Origin of the sequence: Burkholderia sp. Bp9142, assembly GCF_003853415.1 — a bacterium.
In the GTDB taxonomy this organism is placed as follows: Bacteria; Pseudomonadota; Gammaproteobacteria; order Burkholderiales; family Burkholderiaceae; genus Burkholderia.
The window spans coordinates 75301-94825 of the sequence record NZ_QTPP01000017.1 but is presented as its reverse complement, the minus strand read 5'-3'; the positions used below and the strand labels follow the sequence as shown (position 1 = coordinate 94825).

Here is a 19525-nt window from a genome sequence, read left to right as displayed (position 1 = left end):
TTCCTCCCGGGGAAAAATGCGCGCGCGGCTTGGCTGTTATACCGCGACGCTTTGTATGCCGGCGCGGGCAATCTGCGCGTCCTGTTCGGACTTTACGCCAGACACACCGATCGCGCCTGCAATGCAGCCGTCCACCGTGACCGGCACGCCGCCTTCGAGCAATCCCGTCAGCGGCACGCTCAGAAACGCGGTGCGGCCACCGTTGATCATATCCTCATACGCCTTCGTCTCGCGACGGCCGAGCGCCGCCGCGCGCGCCTTGTCCTGCGCGATACAGGCGCTGGCGGCCGACGCGCCGTCGAGGCGCGCGAACGCGAGCAGGTGGCCGCCGTCGTCGACGACGGCGATCGATACGGCCCAGCCGTGCCGCTCGGCTTCCGCGCGGGCGGCGGCGAGCATGCGTTCGACATCGGCGAGTTCGAGTTCGGGTTTCGTTTTCATGGTGTTCCTCCGGAATCAGCAGTCAATTGACGAGTCGGTTGTCGACGAGCTCGATCCAGTGGCGCACGGGCGTGCGGCCCGCACCGTTCAGATGAGTCTGGCAGCCGATGTTGGCCGTGACAATCAGGTCCGGCCGTGCGGCTTCGAGCGCGTCGAGCTTGTTGTCGCGCAGTTTCGTCGCGAGTTCGGGTTGCGTCAGCGCATAGGTGCCGGCCGAGCCGCAGCACAGGTGGCCGTCGGCGACAGGCGTCAGATCGAAGCCGAGCCGCGTCAGGATGCTTTCCACCGCGCCGCCGAGCCGCTGCGCGTGCTGCAGCGTGCACGGGCAGTGCACCGCGACGCGGCGCTGCGTCGCATCGGCCAGCGCGTCGAGCGGTTCGGCCGCGATCACTTCCGCGAGGTCGCGCGCGAGCGCGCTGACGCGCCGCGCCTTGTCCGCATAAACGGGGTCCGAACGCAGCAGGTCGCCGTATTCCTTCACGAACGCGCCGCAGCCGCTCGCCGTCAGCACGATCGCTTCCGCGCCGGCCTCGATCGCGGGCCACCACGCATCGATGTTGCGGCGGGCGCGCGCGAGCCCGGCGTCCTGCGCGTTCAGGTGGTATTCGGTCGCGCCGCAGCAGCCGGCTTCGCGCGCGGGCGTCACGCTGATGCCGAGCCGGTCGAGCACGCGCGCCGCGGCTGCGTTGGTGTTCGGCGACAGTGACGGCTGCACGCAGCCTTCGAGCATCAGCACGCGCCGTGCATGGCGCACCGGCGGGCGCGGCGTGGCCACGGGCACGGCGGCCGGGATCTTGTCCTGCAGCGCGCCGGGCAGCAGCGGGCGTAGCGCGCGGCCGGCCTTCAGCAGCGCGGCGAACGTTGCCGGCCGCGGCACGACGTGACGCAGGCCGGCGCGCAGCAGGCGCTCGCGCGCGGGACGCCGCGCGCGCTTCTCGGCTTCCGCGCGGCCGATGTCGAGCAGCGTGTGGTAGCGCACGCCGGACGGACAGGTCGTCTCGCAGTTGCGGCAGGTCAGGCAGCGGTCGAGATGCTGCTGCGTGCGCTCGCCGCACGGCTCGCCTTCGAGCATTTGCTTGATCAGGTAGATGCGCCCGCGCGGCCCGTCGAGCTCGTTGCCGAGCACCTGGTAGGTCGGGCAGGTCGCGTTGCAGAAGCCGCAGTGCACGCACGCGCGCAGGATCGCTTCCGCTTCGTCGGCCCGGTCGAGGGCCTTGCTTGCTTCGCTGAGATTGGTTTGCATCGGCGGTTCGAAGTCGGGTTGGCGTCAGACGTCCGCGTACAGGCGGCCAGGATTGAAGATCGCATGCGGATCGAGTTGCGCCTTCAGTTGCCGGTGCACGCGCAGCAGCGCGGGCGGCAGCGGCTGGAACGGCTCGGGCGTCGTGCCGGGCGTGAAGCAGGTCGCATGGCCGCCCCACTGCGCGGCGAACCGCCGCACGTCGGCCGGCGCGGCGTCGCTCTTCAGCCAGCGCTGCGCGCCGCCCCAGTCGACGAGCTGCGCGCCGGGCAGCGCATCGAGCGGCGCGGCGGCCGGCACCGACACGCGCCACAGCGGGCGCGGATCATCGAAGAACGGCAGCGACAGGTCGCGCAGCCGCGCCCAGAAGCCGTCGTCGCGATCGTCCATGCGCTCGCCGCCGATCGTGTCGCGCGCGGCCTTCACCGAGCCCTCGCCGCCTTCGAGCCGCACGCGCAGCACGCCGTCCGCGTGGCAGGCGCCCGCGAGCGGCAGCCCCGCGCGACGCCATCCGGCGACGCGCTGCACGGCTTCGCCTGCCGTGAGCGGCAACGCGAGATCGCCGGTCGCGCGCGGCTTCGGCAGCACCTTCAGCGATACCTCCGTCACGACGCCGAGGCAGCCGAAACTGCCCGCGAGCAGCCGCGACACGTCGTAGCCCGCGACGTTCTTCATCACCTCGCCGCCGAAGCGCAGGTGTTTCGCGTGGCCAGTGATCACGCGGCAGCCGAGCACGAAATCGCGCACCGCGCCGGCCCACGGGCGGCGCGGCCCCGACAGCGCGGCCGCGAACATGCCGCCGACCGTGGCCGCGCCGCCGAACGCCGGCGGCTCGCACGGCAGCATCTGGCCGGCCGCGTCGAGCATCGCCTCGAGTTCGGCGAGCGGCGTGCCCGCGCGCGCGGTGATGACGAGTTCGGTCGGGTCGTACGCGACGATGCCGCGGTGCGTGCGCACGTCGAGCGGGCGGCCTTCGACCGCGCGGCCGACGAACGCCTTCGTGCCCGCGCCGCGGATGTGCAGCGGCTGGCGATCGTGGATCGCGGCGTCGACCTGCGCGACGAGCGTCGCGCTGTCGTCGATCGATTCGGGTTCGCGTTCGCGTCGCATCAGAAGCGCTCCAGTTCGGGAAACGGCAGCTTGCCGTGATGGACGTGCATCGCGCCGAATTCGGCGCAGCGGTGCAGCGTCGGGATGTTCTTGCCGGGATTGAGCAGGCGCTGCGGATCGAATGCGGCCTTCACGGCGTGGAAGAACGTGATTTCGTCGGCGTTGAACTGCACGCACATCTGGTTGATCTTCTCGCGCCCGACGCCGTGTTCGCCGGTGATGCTGCCGCCCACCGCGACGCACAGCTCGAGGATCTTGCCGCCGAGCGCTTCCGCGCGGTCGAGCTCGCCGGCGCGGTTCGCGTCGAACAGGATCAGCGGATGCATGTTGCCGTCGCCGGCATGGAACACGTTCGCGACCGGCAGCGCGTATTCGGCGGACAACGCGGCGATCCCTTCGAGCACGCGCGGCAGCTCGCGGCGCGGGATCGTGCCGTCCATGCAGTAGTAATCGGGCGACATGCGCCCGACCGCCGGAAACGCGTTCTTGCGGCCGGCCCAGAAGCGCTGCCGCTCGGCCTCGTCGCGCGCGACGCGGATCTCCGACGCGCCGGTGTCGCGCAGCAGCGCGGCGACGCGTTCGGCGTCCTCTTCGACATCGGTCGCCGCGCCGTCGAGTTCGCACAGCAGGATCGCCTGCGCGTCGACCGGATAGCCGGCGTGGATGAAGTCCTCGGCCGCGCGGATCGCGAGGTTGTCCATCATCTCGAGCCCGCCCGGGATCACGCCCGCGCCGATGATCCGCGCGACCGCCGCGCCGGCTTCGGCGACGTCGTCGAAGCTCGCCATCAGCACCTTCACGCTCGGCGGCAACGGGCGCAGCTTCACCGTCACTTCGGTGACGATGCCGAGCATCCCCTCGGAGCCGGTGAACAGCGCGAGCAGGTCGAAGCCGGGCGCGTCGAGCGCGTCGGCGCCGAGCGTCAGCGTGTCGCCGTCGATCGTCAGGATCTCGACCTTCAGGATGTTGTGCACCGTCAGCCCGTATTTCAGGCAGTGCACGCCGCCCGCGTTTTCGGCGACGTTGCCGCCGATCGAGCATGCGATCTGCGACGACGGATCGGGCGCGTAATAGAGGCCGTAGGGCGCTGCGGCCTGCGAGATCGCGAGGTTGCGCACGCCGGGCTGCACGCGCGCGATGCCGGCGTCGGGGTCGATCTCGAGAATCTTGTTGAACTTCGCCATCACGAGCAGGAGGCCTTTTTCGAGCGGCATCGCGCCGCCCGACAGCCCGGTGCCCGCGCCGCGCGCGACGACCGGCACGCCGTGTGCCGCCGCGACGCGCAGCACCGCGCGCACCTGTTCGACGGTGTCGGGCAGCACGGCCGCGAGCGGCACCGTGCGGTAGGCGGCGAGGCCGTCGCATTCGAACGGCTTCAGCGCCTCGCGCTCGTGCAGCACGTCGAGGCCGGGCGCCGCCGCACCGAGCGCGGCGACGAGCGTGTCGCGGTCGACGGTCGCCAGCGGGCCGTCGATCCGTTCGTCGTAGGTGAAACTCATCGTGTGTCTCCGTCTCCACCATGCAGGCGGCCGCGGGATGCGCGGCGCGCCGGATGGACGGCATTCTTGGCGGGCGGCCGGCGCGTGTCCAGACGTCGCAGGCGTGGTCATACCAGTTTTTGGAAGCGTGCCTGGGCGGTGGCGGTGGTTGTGACGGAAAACCCAATCACAACAAGGGTTTGTGAGAAAATCGGCGATGTTCTCCCGAAGTGGTCATACCAGTATGGAAATGCAGAATCGACAAGCGCCGGCGCGCAATGTGGCCGACGTCGTCGCCGAGCGGATCGAGCAGTTGATCGTCGACGGCGTGCTGAAGGCCGGACAGGCGCTGCCGTCCGAGCGGCGGCTCACCGAGAAGCTCGGCGTGTCGCGCACGGCCGTGCGCGAAGGGATGAAGCTGCTGCGCGCACGCGGGATCATCGACACGACGCACGGCAAGGGTTCGTTCGTCGCGAGCCTGACCCCGCAGCGCGAAGTCTCGCCGATGATGCATCTGCTCGGCTCGCAGCCGCGCACGCTGTACGACCTGTTCGAGGTGCGCGGCATGCTCGAGGCGGAGGCCGCGCGGCTCGCCGCGCTGCGCGGGACGCCCGCCGACTTCATCCTGATCCGGCGCCGCTACGAGGAAATGACGGCGGCCGATGCGCAGGATCTCGATCCGGCCGCGCGTGCGAAGCTCGACCATGCGTTCCATCTCGCGATCTGCGAGGCGTCGCACAATCCGGTGCTCGTCAACACGCTGCAGTCGCTGACCGACCTGCTGCTCAGTTCCGTGTTCGCGTCGGTGAACAACCTCTATCACCGCGAGCCGCTGAAGAAGCAGATCGACCGCCAGCACGCGCGGCTCTACAACGCGGTGACCGGGCGGCTGCCCGACCAGGCGCGCAAGGCCGCGAGCGAGCATATCCGGCAGTGCGTCGACTATCTGCGCGAGATCGAGGAGGAGGAGCAGCGGCTCGTGCGCTCGACGCTGCGCCTCGAAGGCTGGACCTGACACCGAACGACCGGAGCGGCCATTGCCGCCATGACGTGTATCAAGCATGTCGGGCCAGCGCTGCGGCCTGGCGGTCAGATATGTCACAATGTGATCCATTCGATGCGCGGCCCGACACGACCCGGCCCGACTCGTTTCGCCTTTGCGCGACGCGCGCTTTGGCTGTCGACCGTGACGCGCCGCCGATCCTGAAAGGAGGACGCTGCATGTCGATTCCGACGCGTGGCGACGGGCCCGAGGCCCGCGCCGTCCAGATCCTGCATCGCCCGGTCTGCGACCTGCTCGGCTGTGCCTGGCCGATCGTGCTCGCGGGCATGGGCGGCGTCGCGCGGGCCGAGCTCGCGAGCGCCGTGAGCGCGGCCGGCGGGTTCGGTTTTCTCGGGATGGTGCGCGAGCCGGTCGCGCTGATCCGGCGCGAGGTCGAGCAGGTGCGCGCGGCCACCGAGCGGCCGTTCGGCGTCAACCTGATTCCCGCGTCGACGCCGCCCGGGTTGCTCGATGCGCAGCTCGACGCGTGTATCGAATTGCATGTGCCGGTCGTTGCGCTGTTCTGGGATGTCGTGCCGGGCGTCGTGCGGCGTCTGCGCGATGCGGGCGTGCGCGTGGTTCATCAGGTCGGCTCGCTCGACGACGCGCGCGCGGCCGAGGCGGCGGGTGCGCAGGCGCTGATCGTCCAGGGGCATGAGGCGGGTGGCCACGTGCGTGGCGATCGGCCGCTGGCCGAGTTGCTGCCAGACGTGGTTCGCGCGACGCGGTTGCCGGTGCTCGCGGCGGGCGGGATCGTCGACGGTGCGGACGTGGCCGCCGCGATGGCGCTCGGCGCGCAGGGCGCGGTGATGGGCACGGCCTTCATCGCGACGCACGAGTCGTTCGCGCACGCGTATCACCAGCAGCGGATCGTCGATGCGCGTGAAGGCGACACGCTGCTGACCGATATCTTTCACATCAACTGGCCGCGCGGCGCGCGGGTGCGTGTGCTGCCGTCGAGTGTCACGCGGGGCGAGCGTGGTGATCCGTTCAGTGACGAGCGCGTCGTGATCGGCGACGAGGAAGGTCGGCCGATCCATCTGTTCAGTACCGACTCGCCGCTGCGCACGATGACAGGCGATTTCGAAGCGATGGCGTTGTATGCGGGTATGGGCGCCGGGCGGATCGGCGCGATCGAATCGGCCGGCGACATGCTGCGCCGGATCGTGCTCGATGCGGCGGCGATCGTCGAGAAAGCGGCGGCCGCGTCATCGGCGGGCGATGCGGGTGAGAATCGTACGGCGTTGCTCGCGGCGCTCGATGAATTGCTGGAAGCGGAGCGCGCGGGTGCTCGCGTCGCTTCGGAGACGGCGGCCGAGGTCAACGACGATCCCGAACTCCATCGGTTGATCGCGCATATTCGCCAGGACGAGGCGCATTGGTGCAGCGTGCTGGTCGATGCGATTCGCACGCTCGGTGCGACGCCGACGCGTGCGACCGGCTCGTTCCATGAAAAGGCGATGGCGATCGACGATCTGGCCGAGCGGATGGCGTTCTTGAACCGCGGCCAGAGGTGGGTCGTACGCAAGCTGCAGGCACTGCTGCCGACGCTCGCGAATCCGGATATTCATCACGCGCTGTCGCTGATGCTGGTCGCGCATGAGAAGAATATCGGGGCGGTGGATGTGAGGTTGCGGGAGGGGCGGTCGGGCGACGCGTAGCAGGCGGGGCCTGCGAGACATCCAGCGTCCGACCCGGCGGGAGGATCGAAAGGCGGGAAACTGCGACGACAGCCGTCGCCGGCTACGCCTGCAGGCGATGGCGTCAGCCGCCGAACGGCGCCAGCTCGTAGCTCGTGCTTCGGCCGGCGGACAGCGAGCGGCGCAGCACACCGTGCGCGACGAGTTCGCTGATATCGCGCAGCGCCGTGTCTTGCGAGCACTTCGCGAGGGCCGCCCACTTGGTGGTCGTCAGTTTCCCTTCGAAGCCGTCGAGCAAGCGATTCATGACCTTGGCCTGGCGTTCGTTCATCGCGAGGCCCGCATGTTGCTGCCAGAAGCGCGCCTTGACCAGGACCGCATCGAGCGTCGTGTGCGCGTGATCGACGGCCCGCCCCAGGGTGTTCAGAAACCACGCGAGCCATTCGGTGACGTCGAGCGAATCGCGCTGCGTACGTTCCAGCACGTCGTAATACGCGTGACGTTCGCGCTGGATTTGCGCCGACAGGCTATAGAAACGTTGTGGACTCCGATCGGCGCGCGCCAGGACCAGATCCCCGAGCGCGCGCGCGATCCGGCCGTTGCCGTCGTCGAACGGGTGAAGCGTGACGAACCACAGGTGGGCCAGGCCGGCCCGGATCAGCAAAGGCTCGGTTGGCGGCGCATTGAGCCACGCGAGAAAGCGTCCGATCTCGCCGGTCAGGCGCGCGGCGGGCGGCGCTTCGAAATGCACGCGCTGTCGACCGATCGGCCCGGACACCACCTGCATCGGCCCGCTCGCATCCGTACGCCATGCACCGACCGTGATGCGCGACATCCCCGAATAGCCGGTCGGGAAAAGAGCGGCATGCCACCCGAACAAACGGCCTTCGGTGACCGGCGCCGCCGAATGGGTCGTCGCATCCAGCACCATGTCGACCACGCCCTCGATGTGGCGATCGACTGGCGCCAGGGCGCCGATATCGACGCCAAGCCGACGCGCAATCGACGATCGAACCGATGCGACGTTCAGGCTTTCGCCCTCGATGGCGCTGGTCTTGACGACATCCTCCGTCAGCGCGGCCAGGCTGGCCTCGTCGCGCAGCGCCAGGCCGATATCCGCCAGTCGCCCGACCAGCATGCCTTGCGCACGGCTGACGTCGGCGAGTGGCGTGGCGAGTGCCGGGAGGTCGAAGCGCCATGCAGGCCAGTCGGCCGACTCCCAGATGAAGGTGTAATCTCCGCTCATGATGCGGAGATTATCCCACCGATTCGCCGCACGATTCAATATTCACCGCAATTTTTGCGGAGAATATCCGGTCTATTCACCGCACCGTCAAGGTCATCAAGCGCCGCGATGACAGGGGCGCGACGGGAAATACGGCTTCCCCAAAGGATCGCGTCGCGTTCGACGAAGAACCAGGAAAAAAGCCCGCCGAAGCGGGCAACCTCTCGATGAAGAGGAGGAGATGCGAATCCGCGACCAGCGCTTGCTCAACCTTTCGTCGCCCCGAACGTCAGCCCCGCGACGAAATGCTTCTGCATCGCGAAGAACATCGCGACCGACGGCAGCGCGGCAAGAATCGACCCGGCCGACACCAGATTCCACGACGTGGTCCATTGCCCCTTCAGCGCCGCCACCCCCGCGGTGATCGGCGCGGCTTCATCGCCTTGCGTGAGGCACAGTGCCCAGAAGTAATCGTTCCACACGAATGTGAACACGAGGATCGCGAGCGCGGCCAGCGCAGGCCGGATCAACGGCAAGACGATCCGCCAGAACACCGTCCACTCGCCCGCGCCTTCGATCCGCGCAGCCTCGATCAACTCGAACGGCAACTGCTTGATGAAGTTCCGCAGAAACAGCGTGCAGAACCCCGTCTGAAACGCGACGTGAAAGAGAATCAACGCCTCGACCGTGTTGAACACCCCGAGCCTGAGCGACAAATCCCGCACCGGAATCATCAACACCTGCACCGGCACGAAGTTCCCCGCGACGAACGTCCCGAACAGCGCGGCATTGCCACGAAACCGGTAAGTCGCGAGCGCGAACCCGGCCATCGCCGCAAGCGCGATCGAGCCGAGCACGGACGGCACCGTGATCTGCACGCTGTTCCAGAAGTAATGCAGCATCGGCGACGTGGTCAGCGCGTCGCGATAGTTCTCGATCATCGAGAAGTGCCGCGGCCAGCCCCAGTAGTGGCCTTCGACCAGCTCCTCGGTCGAGCGCACCGACGTGACGAACACCGCGATCATCGGCAGCAGCCAGATCACGAGCGCGACGGGCAGCGACAGCTTGTACAGCCGGCGCGAGACGGGCTTCCATTGGGTAACGGGCGTCGGAAACATGATGGCCACCGGTCAGGTTATTGCTCGTTGCGCAGCAGGCGGCGCAACTGGAACACGATGTAGACGAGCATGATCGCGAACAGCACGACCGCGATCGATGCGGAATAGCCGAGCCGGTAGTACTTGATCGCCTGGTCGTACATGTAATACGCGAGCACGGTCGAGCTCTCGAACGGGCCGCCGCCCGTCATCACCGAGATCAGGTCGAAGCTGCGCAGCGCACCGATCACCGTGACGACGATCGCCATGAACGTGGTCGGCCGCAACTGCGGCAGCACGACGTGCCACAGCAGCGCGAAGCCGCGCGCGCCCTCCATCCGCGCCGCTTCGATCTGCTCCGGGTTCACCGACGTGAGGCCGGTCAGGTACAGGATCATGCAGTACGCGGTTTGCGGCCACAGCGCGGCGAACACGATGCCGAACGTCGCATAGCGTGCATCGCCGAGCACCGGGATCCCGTGTCCGGCGATCAGCGCGAGCAGGCCGAAGGTCGGATCGTAGAACCACGAGAAGATCAGGCCGACCACCACGCCGGACAGCACGAACGGCGCGAAGAACAGCGACTTCACGAGCCGGATGCCGGCCACCGCCTGGTTCAGGTACAGCGCGAGCGCGAGGCCGAGCGGCGGCGCGAGCATGAACAGCGCGAGCCAGATCACGTTGTTGCGCAGCGCGGTGTAGAAGGCCGGCGCGTGCAGCAGCTCCGCGTAGTTCGCGAGACCGACGAACGTGCGCTCGGTCATCCCGTCCCAGTTGCAGAGGCTCAGCCACAGCGTCGACAGGATCGGCCAGATCACATAGACGGCAACCATCGCGCACGCAGGCGCGAGAAAGAGCCACGCGGCGCGCCGTTGCCGCCGCACGGCGGGCGACGGGCGACGTGCGGGTAGCACGGTGGCGGTGGATGCGCCGCGCGGCGGCGGCGCGGCGCCAGCGCCGGCGGGCGGGGGGGACGTGATCGGACTGGACACGGCAAGCCTCCTGGGCGGACGCGGCGGCGCAGGGCCGCCGCATGGGTCGCGCGATTACTTCTTGTAGATCCGCTTGCGGGTCTGTTCGAGTTGCGCGAGCACGGTATCGAGCTGCGCGGGATTCGCGACGAACTGCTGCATGCCCTTCATCCCTTCGTCGGCCATTTCCTTCGTCATGTCGCGGTCGTAGAACTGCGCGACGCCGCCCTTCGTGTCGGCGAGGATCCGGAAGCCGATCCGCGAGATCGGATCGGCCGGCTCCGGCGACTTGCTGTTGGCCGACAGCGAGCCGAGCCCTTCCGCGAGCTTCGCGCCCATCTCGGGCGTTTCGACGAACGCGAGGAACGTGTGCGCGTCGGCCTTGTTCTTCGCCTTGGCCGGAATGTGCAGCGATTCGACCGGGCCGTCCTCGGCGGTCGGCACCTTCGGGTCGATGATCGGGAAGCGGTAGTAGCCCATTTCCTGCTTCACGTTCGGCGGGAAGCCCGCCGCGATGAAGGTGCCCATCAGCATCATCGCGGCCTTGCCCTGGAACAGGAACGGCTGCGCGCCGTCGAGATCGTAGGACAGTGCGTTGTCGATGAAGTAGCCCGAGTCGATCAGCGATTTCCACGTCGTGTAGACCTTCTTCACGCGCGGGTCGGTGTACGGCACGTCGCCGGCCATCAGCTGCTGGTGGAACGCGTTGCCGTTCAGGCGCAGGTCGAGATAGTCGAACCAGCCGGCGAGCGTCCATGCGTCGCGGCCGCCGACCGCGATCGGCGTGATGCCGGCCGCCTTCAGCTTCCTGCACGCGTCGAGGAATTGATCCCAGGTCTTCGGCTCGTCGGCGATGCCGACCTTGCCGAACAGGTCCTTGCGGTAGAACAGCCCCCACGAGTAATAGACGGTCGGCGCCGCGTACTGCTTGCCGTTATACGACGACGCGTCGCGCGTCGACGCGTACATCGCGCCCCAGCCGTTCTTCGTCCAGTCGCCGCTCAGGTCCTCGAACAGCCCGCGCTTCGCGTAGTACGCCATCCGCTCGCCCGCGTGCCAGTTCACCACGTCGGGCGCGACGGTCGTGAGCCACGCGGGGAGCTGCACCTTGTACGCTTCCTCGTCGACGAAGGTGGGCTTCACGTCGATGTCGGGATGGGCCTTGTGGAACGCCTCAAGCGTCGACTGCCAGACCGCGCGCTGGCTGGCGCCCTTGAACGCGATGTTGATCGTCAGCGTGCCCGCGCCGGCCGGCGCCGCGGCGCCGAACGAAGCGAACGCGATGGCGGCGGCGGTCGCAAGCCGGGCGGCGACGCGAAGGGGGCGATGTGTCATGGGTGTCTCCAGTCCTGTGTGTCGTTGTGCGTGACCGGCGCATCGCGGCGCCGGGGGCGGTTGCTACGAACGGCTTCGATACACGGCGACGCCTTGCGGCTCGACCTGCGCGGCGCCGACCACGAACGCGGACGGCGGCACCCCGTCGATCGTGTGCGGCGTGCCGCCATAGTTGAATACGTAGGTCAGGCCGCCGCGCCGGCTCACGCGCACGCCGTCGCCGAGCGGCGACGGTGTCAGGCCGGCTTCGGCCGCGACGTCGGCGAACAGGCGCGCGGTGGTCGCGTCGTCGAACAGCGCGGCCCAGTAGTGCAGCGTGCCGTGCGACACGCAGGCCGGATGACCGTCGGCGAAGCGCGCACGCACGACGCTGCGTGCGTCGTCGTGCAGCTCGACGAGGTCGCGCCAGTGCCGTGCGTCGCCGGTGAGCGGCGCGCCGTCGCGCAACGTGCCGTCGATCCGCTCGGTCACGTTCGGCCGCAGCGATTCGACGCGCCACACGCGCACCGGCAGGATCGACGCGAGCGGGCCGGGCGGCAGCGCGGGCGGAATCTGCAGGTCGGCGGTCTTCGAACCGGTGCGCGGGCCGAACACCGCATGCGCGCCCGACGCGGCGAGCCGCGCCGCGAAGTCGTCCGGCACGACCGGCAGCGGCGGCACGGCGACGAGCCGGTAGCCGTCGAGCGGCGCGTGCGCGGAAATGATGTCGACGTCGAGGCCGAGCGAACGCAGTGCCGAGTAGTACTCGAACGCGAAGCGCGGGTAGTGGAAATCGGCGCCTTGCGGCTGCACGTCGAGCAGCCACTTCGCTTCGTAGTCGAACACCAGCGCGACGGGTGCGCGCACCGCGCCGTTCGCGTCGGCATCGGTGCCGGCATCGAGCACGGCCGCAACCTCGCGCGCGACGCGCTGCGCTTCGCGGCCGCCTTCGTCGAGCTTGTCGTCCGGCGTGTGCAGGCCCGCATGCATCTGCTCCTGCGCGAACGGCGCCTGCCGCCAGCGGAAGTAGGACACGCAGCCGGCGCCGTGCGCGAACGCTTCCCAGCTCCACAGGCGCACCATGCCCGGCAGCGGCGCGGGGTTCCACTGCGCCCAGTTCACGGGCCCCGGCTGCTGCTCCATCACCCAGAACGGCAGCTTCGACATCCCGCGATAGAGATCGTGATTGAACGACGCGAAATCCGGATGGCCGGTGCGCAGCCAGCGCGCCTTCACGTCGGGCGCGAACCACTGCTCCTCGAGCGCGCCGAGCGGATAGCTGTCCCACGTCGCGACATCGAGGTCGCGCGCGACTTCGTAGTGGTCGAACTCGGTGAAGAGCTGCATGAAGTTGTGCGCGACGGGGCGGCCCGGCGAATGCGCGCGGATCACGTCGACCTGCATCCGGTGATAGCGCGCGACTTCGTCGGACGCGAAGCGCCGGTAGTCGAGGCGATGCGACGGATGCGCCTCGGTCACGGTGCCGACCGGCGCGTCGACTTCGTCGAAATGCCGGTACTCCATGCTCCAGAACACGGTGCCCCAGGCGCGGTTCAGCGCGTCGATCGTGCCGTGGCGCGCCTTCAGCCATTCGCGAAAGCGCACGAGCGCGGCCGGCGAGTAGCTGACGACCGTCTGGTGGCAGCCGAGCTCGTTGTCGGTCTGCCAGTAGCGCACGGCCGGGTGGCGCCCGTAGCGTTCGGCGACCGCCGTGCAGATGCGGCGCGACGCTTCCAGATAGGTCGGCGACGAGAAGTCGTAGTGGCGGCGCGAACCGAACCTGCGCGGCCGGCCGTCCGCACCGATCGCGAGGATGTCGGGGTGACGGTCGATGAGCCATTTCGGCGGCGTCGCGGTCGGCGTGCACATCACGATGTCGAGGCCGGCCGCACCAAGCACGTCGACCGCGCGGTCGAGCCAGCCCCAGTCGTATTCGCCCGGCGACGGCTCGATGCGGCTCCATGCGAATTCGGCGATCCGCACCTGCGTGATGCCGAGCGCCTTCATCCGGCGGGCGTCGTCCGCCCACATCGATTCCGGCCAGTGTTCCGGGTAGTAGCAGACTCCGAGGCGCATGCCCGATCCTTATGCGTAGTGGTGGACGTGAACGTCGGCGCACGCGGGCACCGCGCGGCCGTCTTCGGTGAAGAGGTGACAGGCCGCGGCCGGCGCATGCGCGTGCACGCGCTCGCCGCCACGCACGGCCGCGTCGCCGGGCACCTTCGCGATCAGCGGCGTGCCGCCGGGCTGGTCGAGGTGCACGTAGGTCTGCTCGCCGAGGCGTTCGACGAGCGCGACGTCGCGCGCGAGCGTCGTCGCGTCGCGCGCGGCGCCGAGCGTCAGGTGTTCGGGGCGGATGCCGAGCGTGACGGCAGCGCCCGGCGCGAGCGCGGAACCGTCGCGCGGCACCGTGAAGGTTTCGCCGGACGGCACGACGGTGACGGTCGTGCGTTGCGCGTTGCAGGCGGCGACGACGGCCGGCAGGAAGTTCATTCGCGGCGAGCCGATGAAGCCGGCGACGAAGCGGCTGGCCGGATGGTGATAGAGGTCGAGCGGCGCGCCGACCTGCGCGATGCTGCCGTGCCGCGCGGTGTCGGCACCGGCGTGCAGCAGCACGATCTTGTCGGCGAGCGTCATCGCCTCGGTCTGGTCGTGTGTCACGTAGACGACGCTCGCGCGTTCGAACTGCCGGTGCAGCTTCGCGATCTCGATGCGGGTCTGGCCGCGCAGCGCCGCGTCGAGGTTCGACAGCGGTTCGTCGAACAGGAACACGCCGGGCTCGCGCACGATCGCGCGGCCGATCGCGACGCGCTGCCGCTGGCCGCCGGACAGCGCCTTCGGCTTGCGCTCGAGCAGCGTGTCGAGCTGCAGGATCCGCGCGGCGTCGCGCACCTTCCGGTCGATCTCGGCCTTCGGCACGCGCGCGAGCTTCAGCCCGAACGCCATGTTCTCGTAGACCGTCATGTGCGGAAACAGCGCGTAGCTCTGGAACACCATCGCGACGCCGCGTTCGGCGGCCGGCACGTCGTCGACGCGGCGGCCGTCGATCGACAGCTCGCCGTCGCTCAGGTCCTCGAGCCCGGCGATCATCCGCAGCAGGGTCGACTTGCCGCAGCCGGACGGGCCGAGGAACACGCAGAACTCGTGCGCGCCGATCTCCAGATCGACGTCGCGAATGACCGGCGCGTGCTCGCCATAGGCTTTCTGCACGCGCCGCATCGAGATGCTCGCCATTGTCTCCGCTCCATGTTCTAATGCGCCTTCGTCGATGCTTAAGCGCTTAATCATCGCGATCGAAAAAAGAGCCGATGGCGATCGCGGCCGAGTCGCGCCCGTCGGTCGGGCGGCAGGGTGTGCGGCGATAGTGCGCCGCTTCGGTGAGCGAAGCAAATACTGGATCGACGTCTCATATAGTGAACAAGTGATGGCGACACTCGATGAAGTGGCCCGCCGCGCCGGCGTGACGGCAGCGACGGTCTCGAACGTGCTGCGCAACCGCGGCCGGGTCGGCGCAGCCACCCGCGCGCGGGTGCTCGACGCCGTGCAGGCGCTCGGGTACCGGCCGCATCTGGCCGCGCGGGCACTCGCGGAAGGGCGCGCGCCGACGGTCGCGCTGATGGTGTCGAGCATCGCGAACCCGTTCTATCCGGAGTTCGCGCTCGCGGTCGAGCGCGCGGTGCGCCGCAACGGGCAGTTCCTGATCGTCTGCAATACGAATGAAGATCCGTTGCAGGGGCGTGCGTATCTCGACCAGATCGCCGGCACGATTTCCGAGGGCATCCTCGTGACCAACGCGAACCTGCACCTGCCGGATCTGGTCGACGTCGCGCGGCGCGGCGTGCCGGTCGTGCTGTGTCTGTGGGAGCGGCCCGATGCGCCGCCCGAAGGATTGCCGTGCGTGGCGGTGGATTTCCGCGAGGCGGGGCGGATCGCGACGCGGCATCTGCTCGAACTCGGGCACCGGACGATCGGCGTGATCGTCGGCGGGTCGGCGAGCGGCGTGCAGGCGGCGCGCTACGACGGCTTCGTCGACGTGATGCGCGAAGCGGGGCTCGACGCGTCGATCGTCGCGGCCGAGCACGATTCGATCGAAGGCGGCGTGCGCGCGGCGGGCCGGCTGCTCGACGCGCATCCCGGGTTGACCGCGCTGGTCGCGGCCAACGACCTGCCCGCGATCGGCGCGCTGCACGCGGCGGCCGATCGCGGCCGGCGCGTGCCCGACGACCTGTCGATCGTCGGCATCACCGATATTCATCTGGCCAGCGATACGCGTCCCACGTTGACGACGGTCGCGATCCCGACCGCCGAGGCCGCGGGGCTCGCGGTCGAACTGCTCAATGCGTTGCGCGAGGCGGGCGGGCAGATCGACGATGCGTCGCGCGTGCGGACGGCGTCGGTGCCGCGGCTGGTGGTGCGGGGGACGACGGGCGAGGTACCGGGGCGGACGAGCCGCATCACGTGATTCCGGTGCCACAATGGCGGCCTCACGTACCGATCACCCAGGAGAGCGAGATGGCGCATGGCGAACACAAGTACCGCGTGGCGGTGGAGTGGACCGGCAACCGCGGAACCGGCACGTCGGGGTACCGCGAATATGGCCGCGATCACGTGATCCGCGCGGGTTCGAAGCCGGACATTCCGGGCTCGTCGGACGCGGCGTTTCGCGGCGACGCGGCGCGCTGGAACCCGGAGGACCTGCTGCTGGCGTCGGCATCGGCGTGCCACAAGCTCTGGTATCTGCATCTGTGTTCCGATGCGGGCATCCGCGTGCTCGCGTATCTCGACGACGCCGAAGGGACGATGCTCGATACCGCCGAGCCGGGGCGTTTCACCGAAATCGTGCTGCATCCGCGCGTGACCATTCGCGCCGGCGACGATCGCGAGCTGGCCGGGCGGCTGCATCATGACGCGCATGCGAAGTGCTACGTGGCGAACTCCGTCAATTTCCCGATCCGGTGCGAACCGGTGATCGAGTTCGCCGCCGCGTGACGCACGCGGCGGGCGTCAAAGACCGCCGCGCGCGACGCGGTGAGCGGGCGCGCGGAATCTGATCGCCGCGCTACAACCCGATCCCGTAAACCTCCCGCGCCGCCGCACGAATCGCGTCGGCCATCACCGCGACGGCCGGCGAATGCAGCCGGTCGGTGCGCGTGATGATCCCGAAATCGTCCATCCGGCAATCCATCTGCAGCGGCAGCACCGAGACGATCCCATGTCGCGCGTAGTACAGCGCGACATCTTCCGCGAGCACCGCGATCATGTCGCTCTGCTCGATCAGCTGCGTGATGAACAGCAGCGCGGCCGTCTCGACCACATTCGCCGGCGGCGCCAGGCTCGCGCGCTGGAACACGAGCTCGAAGCGGTGGCGCAGCACGCTGCCGGCCGGCGGCATGACCCATGCGGCGCGCTGCACGTCGGCGAGCGACAGCGGCGCCTGCGCGAGCAGCGGATGGCCGGGCCGCACGACCGCGGCGACCGGCTCGCCGGTCAGCGGCTCGTAGCGCAGGTGCAGCTTGTCGTGTTCGGCGGACAGCCGGCCGAGCACGATGTCGAGCTTGTCCTGCGCGAGGTGTTCGAGCAGCGCGTTGCTTGTGTCGATCTCGACGGACACCCGCACGTTCGCATGCGTGCCCTTCACCGCGGCGACGGCCGGCGGCACGAGCCGCAGCCCCGGCGACGTGATCGCGCCCACCGCCACGTGCCCGAGATGGCCGGCCTTCAGCGCCGCCAGCTCCTCGCGCGCCTGGTCGAGGCTGCCGAGCGCCGCGCGCGCGTGGCGGATCAGCGCGTCGCCGTACAGCGTCGGCCGCATCCCGCGCGGCAGGCGCTCGAACAGCACCGCGCCGATCGACTCCTCGAGCTCGCGCAGCAGCTTCGACGCGGCCGGCTGCGTCATGTTCAGCGCGGCCGCCGCGCGGTGAATGCTGCCTTCGTCGGCGAGCGCGACGACCAGCAGGAGCTGGCGGGTCTTCAGGCGGCTGCGGTTTCCCCACGGACTGGCTTCGTGCATCGTACGGGTTTATATCGATATCAGAATCGATATCGTAATCGCCTAAAACGTCATTAGCCAGTTATCAAAATTCTGCCTAGACTGCGCCGGTATCCCGTCACCACAGGACTGACGATGTCGGCAACAAAACCCAGGCTGCGCTCCACCCAATGGTTCGGCACCAACGACAAGAACGGCTTCATGTACCGGAGCTGGATGAAGAACCAGGGCATTCCCGATCACGAGTTCGACGGTCGGCCGATCATCGGCATCTGCAACACGTGGTCCGAACTGACGCCGTGCAATGCGCACTTCCGCAAGCTCGCCGAGCACGTGAAGCGCGGGATCTCCGAAGCCGGCGGCTTCCCGGTCGAGTTCCCGGTGTTCTCGAACGGCGAATCGAACCTGCGCCCGTCGGCGATGCTCACGCGCAACCTGGCGTCGATGGACGTCGAGGAAGCGATCCGCGGCAACCCGATCGACGCGGTCGTGCTGCTCGCCGGTTGCGACAAGACGACCCCCGCGCTGCTGATGGGCGCGGCGAGCTGCGACGTGCCGGCGATCGTCGTGTCGGGCGGGCCGATGCTGAACGGCAAGCTCGAGGGCCGGAACATCGGTTCCGGCACGGCCGTGTGGCAGCTGCACGAATCGCTGAAGGCGGGCGAGATCGACCTGCATCACTTCCTGTCGGCCGAAGCCGGCATGTCGCGCTCGGCCGGCACCTGCAACACGATGGGCACCGCGTCGACGATGGCGTGCATGGCCGAGGCGCTCGGCGTCGCGCTGCCGCACAACGCGGCGATTCCGGCCGTCGACTCGCGCCGCTACGTGCTCGCGCACATGTCGGGCATCCGCATCGTCGAGATGGCGCTCGAAGGGCTCGTGCTGTCGAAGGTGCTGACGCGCGCCGCGTTCGAGAACGCGATCCGCGCGAACGCGGCGATCGGCGGCTCGACCAACGCGGTGATCCACCTGAAGGCGATCGCGGGCCGCATCGGCGTGCCGCTCGAACTCGAGGACTGGATGCGCATCGGCCGCGACACGCCGACGATCGTCGACCTGATGCCGTCGGGGCGCTTCCTGATGGAGGAGTTCTATTACGCGGGCGGCCTGCCGGCCGTGCTGCGCCGGCTCGGCGAAGGCGGGCTGCTGCCGAACCCGGACGCGCTGACGGTCAACGGCAAGTCGCTGTGGGACAACGTGCGCGAAGCGCCGAACTACGACGACGAGGTGATCCGCCCGCTCGACCGGCCGCTGATCGCGGACGGCGGGATCTGCATCCTGCGCGGCAATCTCGCGCCGCGCGGCGCGGTGCTGAAGCCGTCGGCGGCGAGCCCCGAGCTGCTGAAGCATCGCGGCCGCGCGGTGGTGTTCGAGAACCTCGACCACTACAAGGCGACGATCAACGACGAAGCGCTCGACGTCGACGCCAGCTCGGTGCTGGTGCTGAAGAACTGCGGGCCGCGCGGTTATCCGGGGATGGCCGAGGTTGGCAACATGGGGCTGCCGCCGAAGCTGCTGCGCCAGGGCGTGAAGGACATGGTGCGGATCTCGGACGCGCGGATGAGCGGCACCGCGTATGGCACGGTCGTGCTGCACGTCGCGCCGGAAGCGGCCGCGGGCGGGCCGCTCGCCGCCGTGCGCAACGGCGACTGGATCGAACTCGACTGCGAGGCCGGCACGTTGCATCTGGATATTCCGGACGACGAACTGCAGCGCCGTTTGTCGGACGTCGATCCGACCGCGGCGCCGGGCGTGGCCGGGCAGCTCGGCAAGGGCGGCTACGCGCGGCTGTATATCGATCACGTGCTGCAGGCCGACGAGGGGTGCGACCTCGACTTCCTGGTCGGCATGCGCGGCGCGGACGTGCCGAGCCATTCGCATTGAACAGCAGGCGCGGCGCGGGCGACGGTCCGCGCCACGCGAAGTGGTGATGTGAAACCGTGAACGCTTGATGGCCTCGCCTCGAGGCCGACGC

Annotated in this window: 16 protein-coding genes; 5 read left to right on the top strand and 11 right to left on the bottom strand. The window is 69.1% G+C overall.

Going from position 1 to position 19525, the window contains the following annotated elements; all coding sequences use genetic code 11:
* Window positions 1-36: 36 nt before the first annotated feature.
* From DIE22_RS20020 to glcD, 4 genes are read right to left on the bottom strand one after another with little or no spacing between them, the layout of a single operon-like run.
* The gene (locus tag DIE22_RS20020) at window positions 37-441 is read right to left on the bottom strand and encodes a heme-binding protein (RefSeq protein ID WP_124498756.1); all 405 of its coding nucleotides are present in this window, start codon (window positions 439-441) and stop codon (window positions 37-39) included.
* A gap of 22 nt (window positions 442-463) precedes the next feature.
* Window positions 464-1684 carry a glycolate oxidase subunit GlcF gene (glcF, locus tag DIE22_RS20015; RefSeq protein ID WP_124498755.1) on the bottom strand — a complete coding sequence of 407 codons (1221 nt, stop codon included), beginning with the start codon at window positions 1682-1684 and terminating at the stop codon, window positions 464-466.
* A 24-nt stretch (window positions 1685-1708) separates the two neighbouring features.
* Complete coding sequence (gene glcE / locus DIE22_RS20010; protein WP_124605955.1) at window positions 1709-2791, bottom strand: glycolate oxidase subunit GlcE; 1083 nt, start codon at window positions 2789-2791, stop codon at window positions 1709-1711.
* Window positions 2791-4290, bottom strand: coding sequence for a glycolate oxidase subunit GlcD (gene glcD, locus DIE22_RS20005; protein WP_124498753.1), 1500 nt, complete (start codon window positions 4288-4290; stop codon window positions 2791-2793). The genes glcE and glcD overlap by 1 nt, the downstream gene beginning before the upstream one ends.
* A gap of 223 nt (window positions 4291-4513) precedes the next feature.
* Between glcD and glcC the strand changes: the two genes are divergently transcribed.
* Complete coding sequence (glcC, locus tag DIE22_RS20000; RefSeq protein ID WP_124498793.1) at window positions 4514-5284, top strand: transcriptional regulator GlcC; 771 nt, start codon at window positions 4514-4516, stop codon at window positions 5282-5284.
* A 206-nt stretch (window positions 5285-5490) separates the two neighbouring features.
* Window positions 5491-6972 (top strand): nitronate monooxygenase, encoded by a 1482-nt coding sequence (locus DIE22_RS19995; protein WP_124605954.1) that lies wholly within the window; start codon window positions 5491-5493, stop codon window positions 6970-6972.
* A gap of 103 nt (window positions 6973-7075) precedes the next feature.
* Here DIE22_RS19995 and DIE22_RS19990 read toward each other — a convergent pair whose 3' ends face one another.
* The 6 genes from DIE22_RS19990 to DIE22_RS19965 all read right to left on the bottom strand — a co-directional run bounded on the left by DIE22_RS19990 (window position 7076) and on the right by DIE22_RS19965 (window position 14792).
* Window positions 7076-8197: a Fic family protein gene (locus DIE22_RS19990; RefSeq protein WP_221622390.1), complete on the bottom strand. Its 1122-nt coding sequence runs from the start codon at window positions 8195-8197 to the stop codon at window positions 7076-7078.
* Window positions 8198-8442: 245 nt separating this feature from the next.
* Entirely contained in the window at window positions 8443-9294 is an 852-nt protein-coding gene (locus DIE22_RS19985) for a carbohydrate ABC transporter permease (RefSeq protein WP_124498751.1), read from the bottom strand.
* Window positions 9295-9311: 17 nt separating this feature from the next.
* The gene (locus DIE22_RS19980; RefSeq protein WP_124605953.1) at window positions 9312-10265 is read right to left on the bottom strand and encodes a carbohydrate ABC transporter permease; all 954 of its coding nucleotides are present in this window, start codon (window positions 10263-10265) and stop codon (window positions 9312-9314) included.
* A gap of 54 nt (window positions 10266-10319) precedes the next feature.
* Window positions 10320-11579, bottom strand: coding sequence for an ABC transporter substrate-binding protein (locus DIE22_RS19975; RefSeq protein WP_124605952.1), 1260 nt, complete (start codon window positions 11577-11579; stop codon window positions 10320-10322).
* A gap of 63 nt (window positions 11580-11642) precedes the next feature.
* Window positions 11643-13634, bottom strand: coding sequence for a beta-galactosidase (locus tag DIE22_RS19970; protein WP_124605951.1), 1992 nt, complete (start codon window positions 13632-13634; stop codon window positions 11643-11645).
* A gap of 9 nt (window positions 13635-13643) precedes the next feature.
* Window positions 13644-14792, bottom strand: coding sequence for an ABC transporter ATP-binding protein (locus tag DIE22_RS19965; RefSeq protein WP_124605950.1), 1149 nt, complete (start codon window positions 14790-14792; stop codon window positions 13644-13646).
* 190 nt (window positions 14793-14982) lie between these two features.
* On the opposite strand from DIE22_RS19965, the gene DIE22_RS19960 reads away from it, so the two are divergent.
* Window positions 14983-16020 carry a LacI family DNA-binding transcriptional regulator gene (locus DIE22_RS19960; protein WP_124498746.1) on the top strand — a complete coding sequence of 346 codons (1038 nt, stop codon included), beginning with the start codon at window positions 14983-14985 and terminating at the stop codon, window positions 16018-16020.
* Window positions 16021-16070: 50 nt separating this feature from the next.
* Window positions 16071-16547: an OsmC family protein gene (locus DIE22_RS19955; RefSeq protein ID WP_124498745.1), complete on the top strand. Its 477-nt coding sequence runs from the start codon at window positions 16071-16073 to the stop codon at window positions 16545-16547.
* Between the two features lie 70 nt (window positions 16548-16617).
* Here DIE22_RS19955 and DIE22_RS19950 read toward each other — a convergent pair whose 3' ends face one another.
* Window positions 16618-17568 (bottom strand): LysR family transcriptional regulator, encoded by a 951-nt coding sequence (locus tag DIE22_RS19950; RefSeq protein WP_124498744.1) that lies wholly within the window; start codon window positions 17566-17568, stop codon window positions 16618-16620.
* Window positions 17569-17682: 114 nt separating this feature from the next.
* Here DIE22_RS19950 and DIE22_RS19945 point away from each other — a divergent pair, with 114 nt between their 5' ends.
* Window positions 17683-19434, top strand: coding sequence for an IlvD/Edd family dehydratase (locus DIE22_RS19945; protein WP_124605949.1), 1752 nt, complete (start codon window positions 17683-17685; stop codon window positions 19432-19434).
* Window positions 19435-19525: the final 91 nt, after the last annotated feature.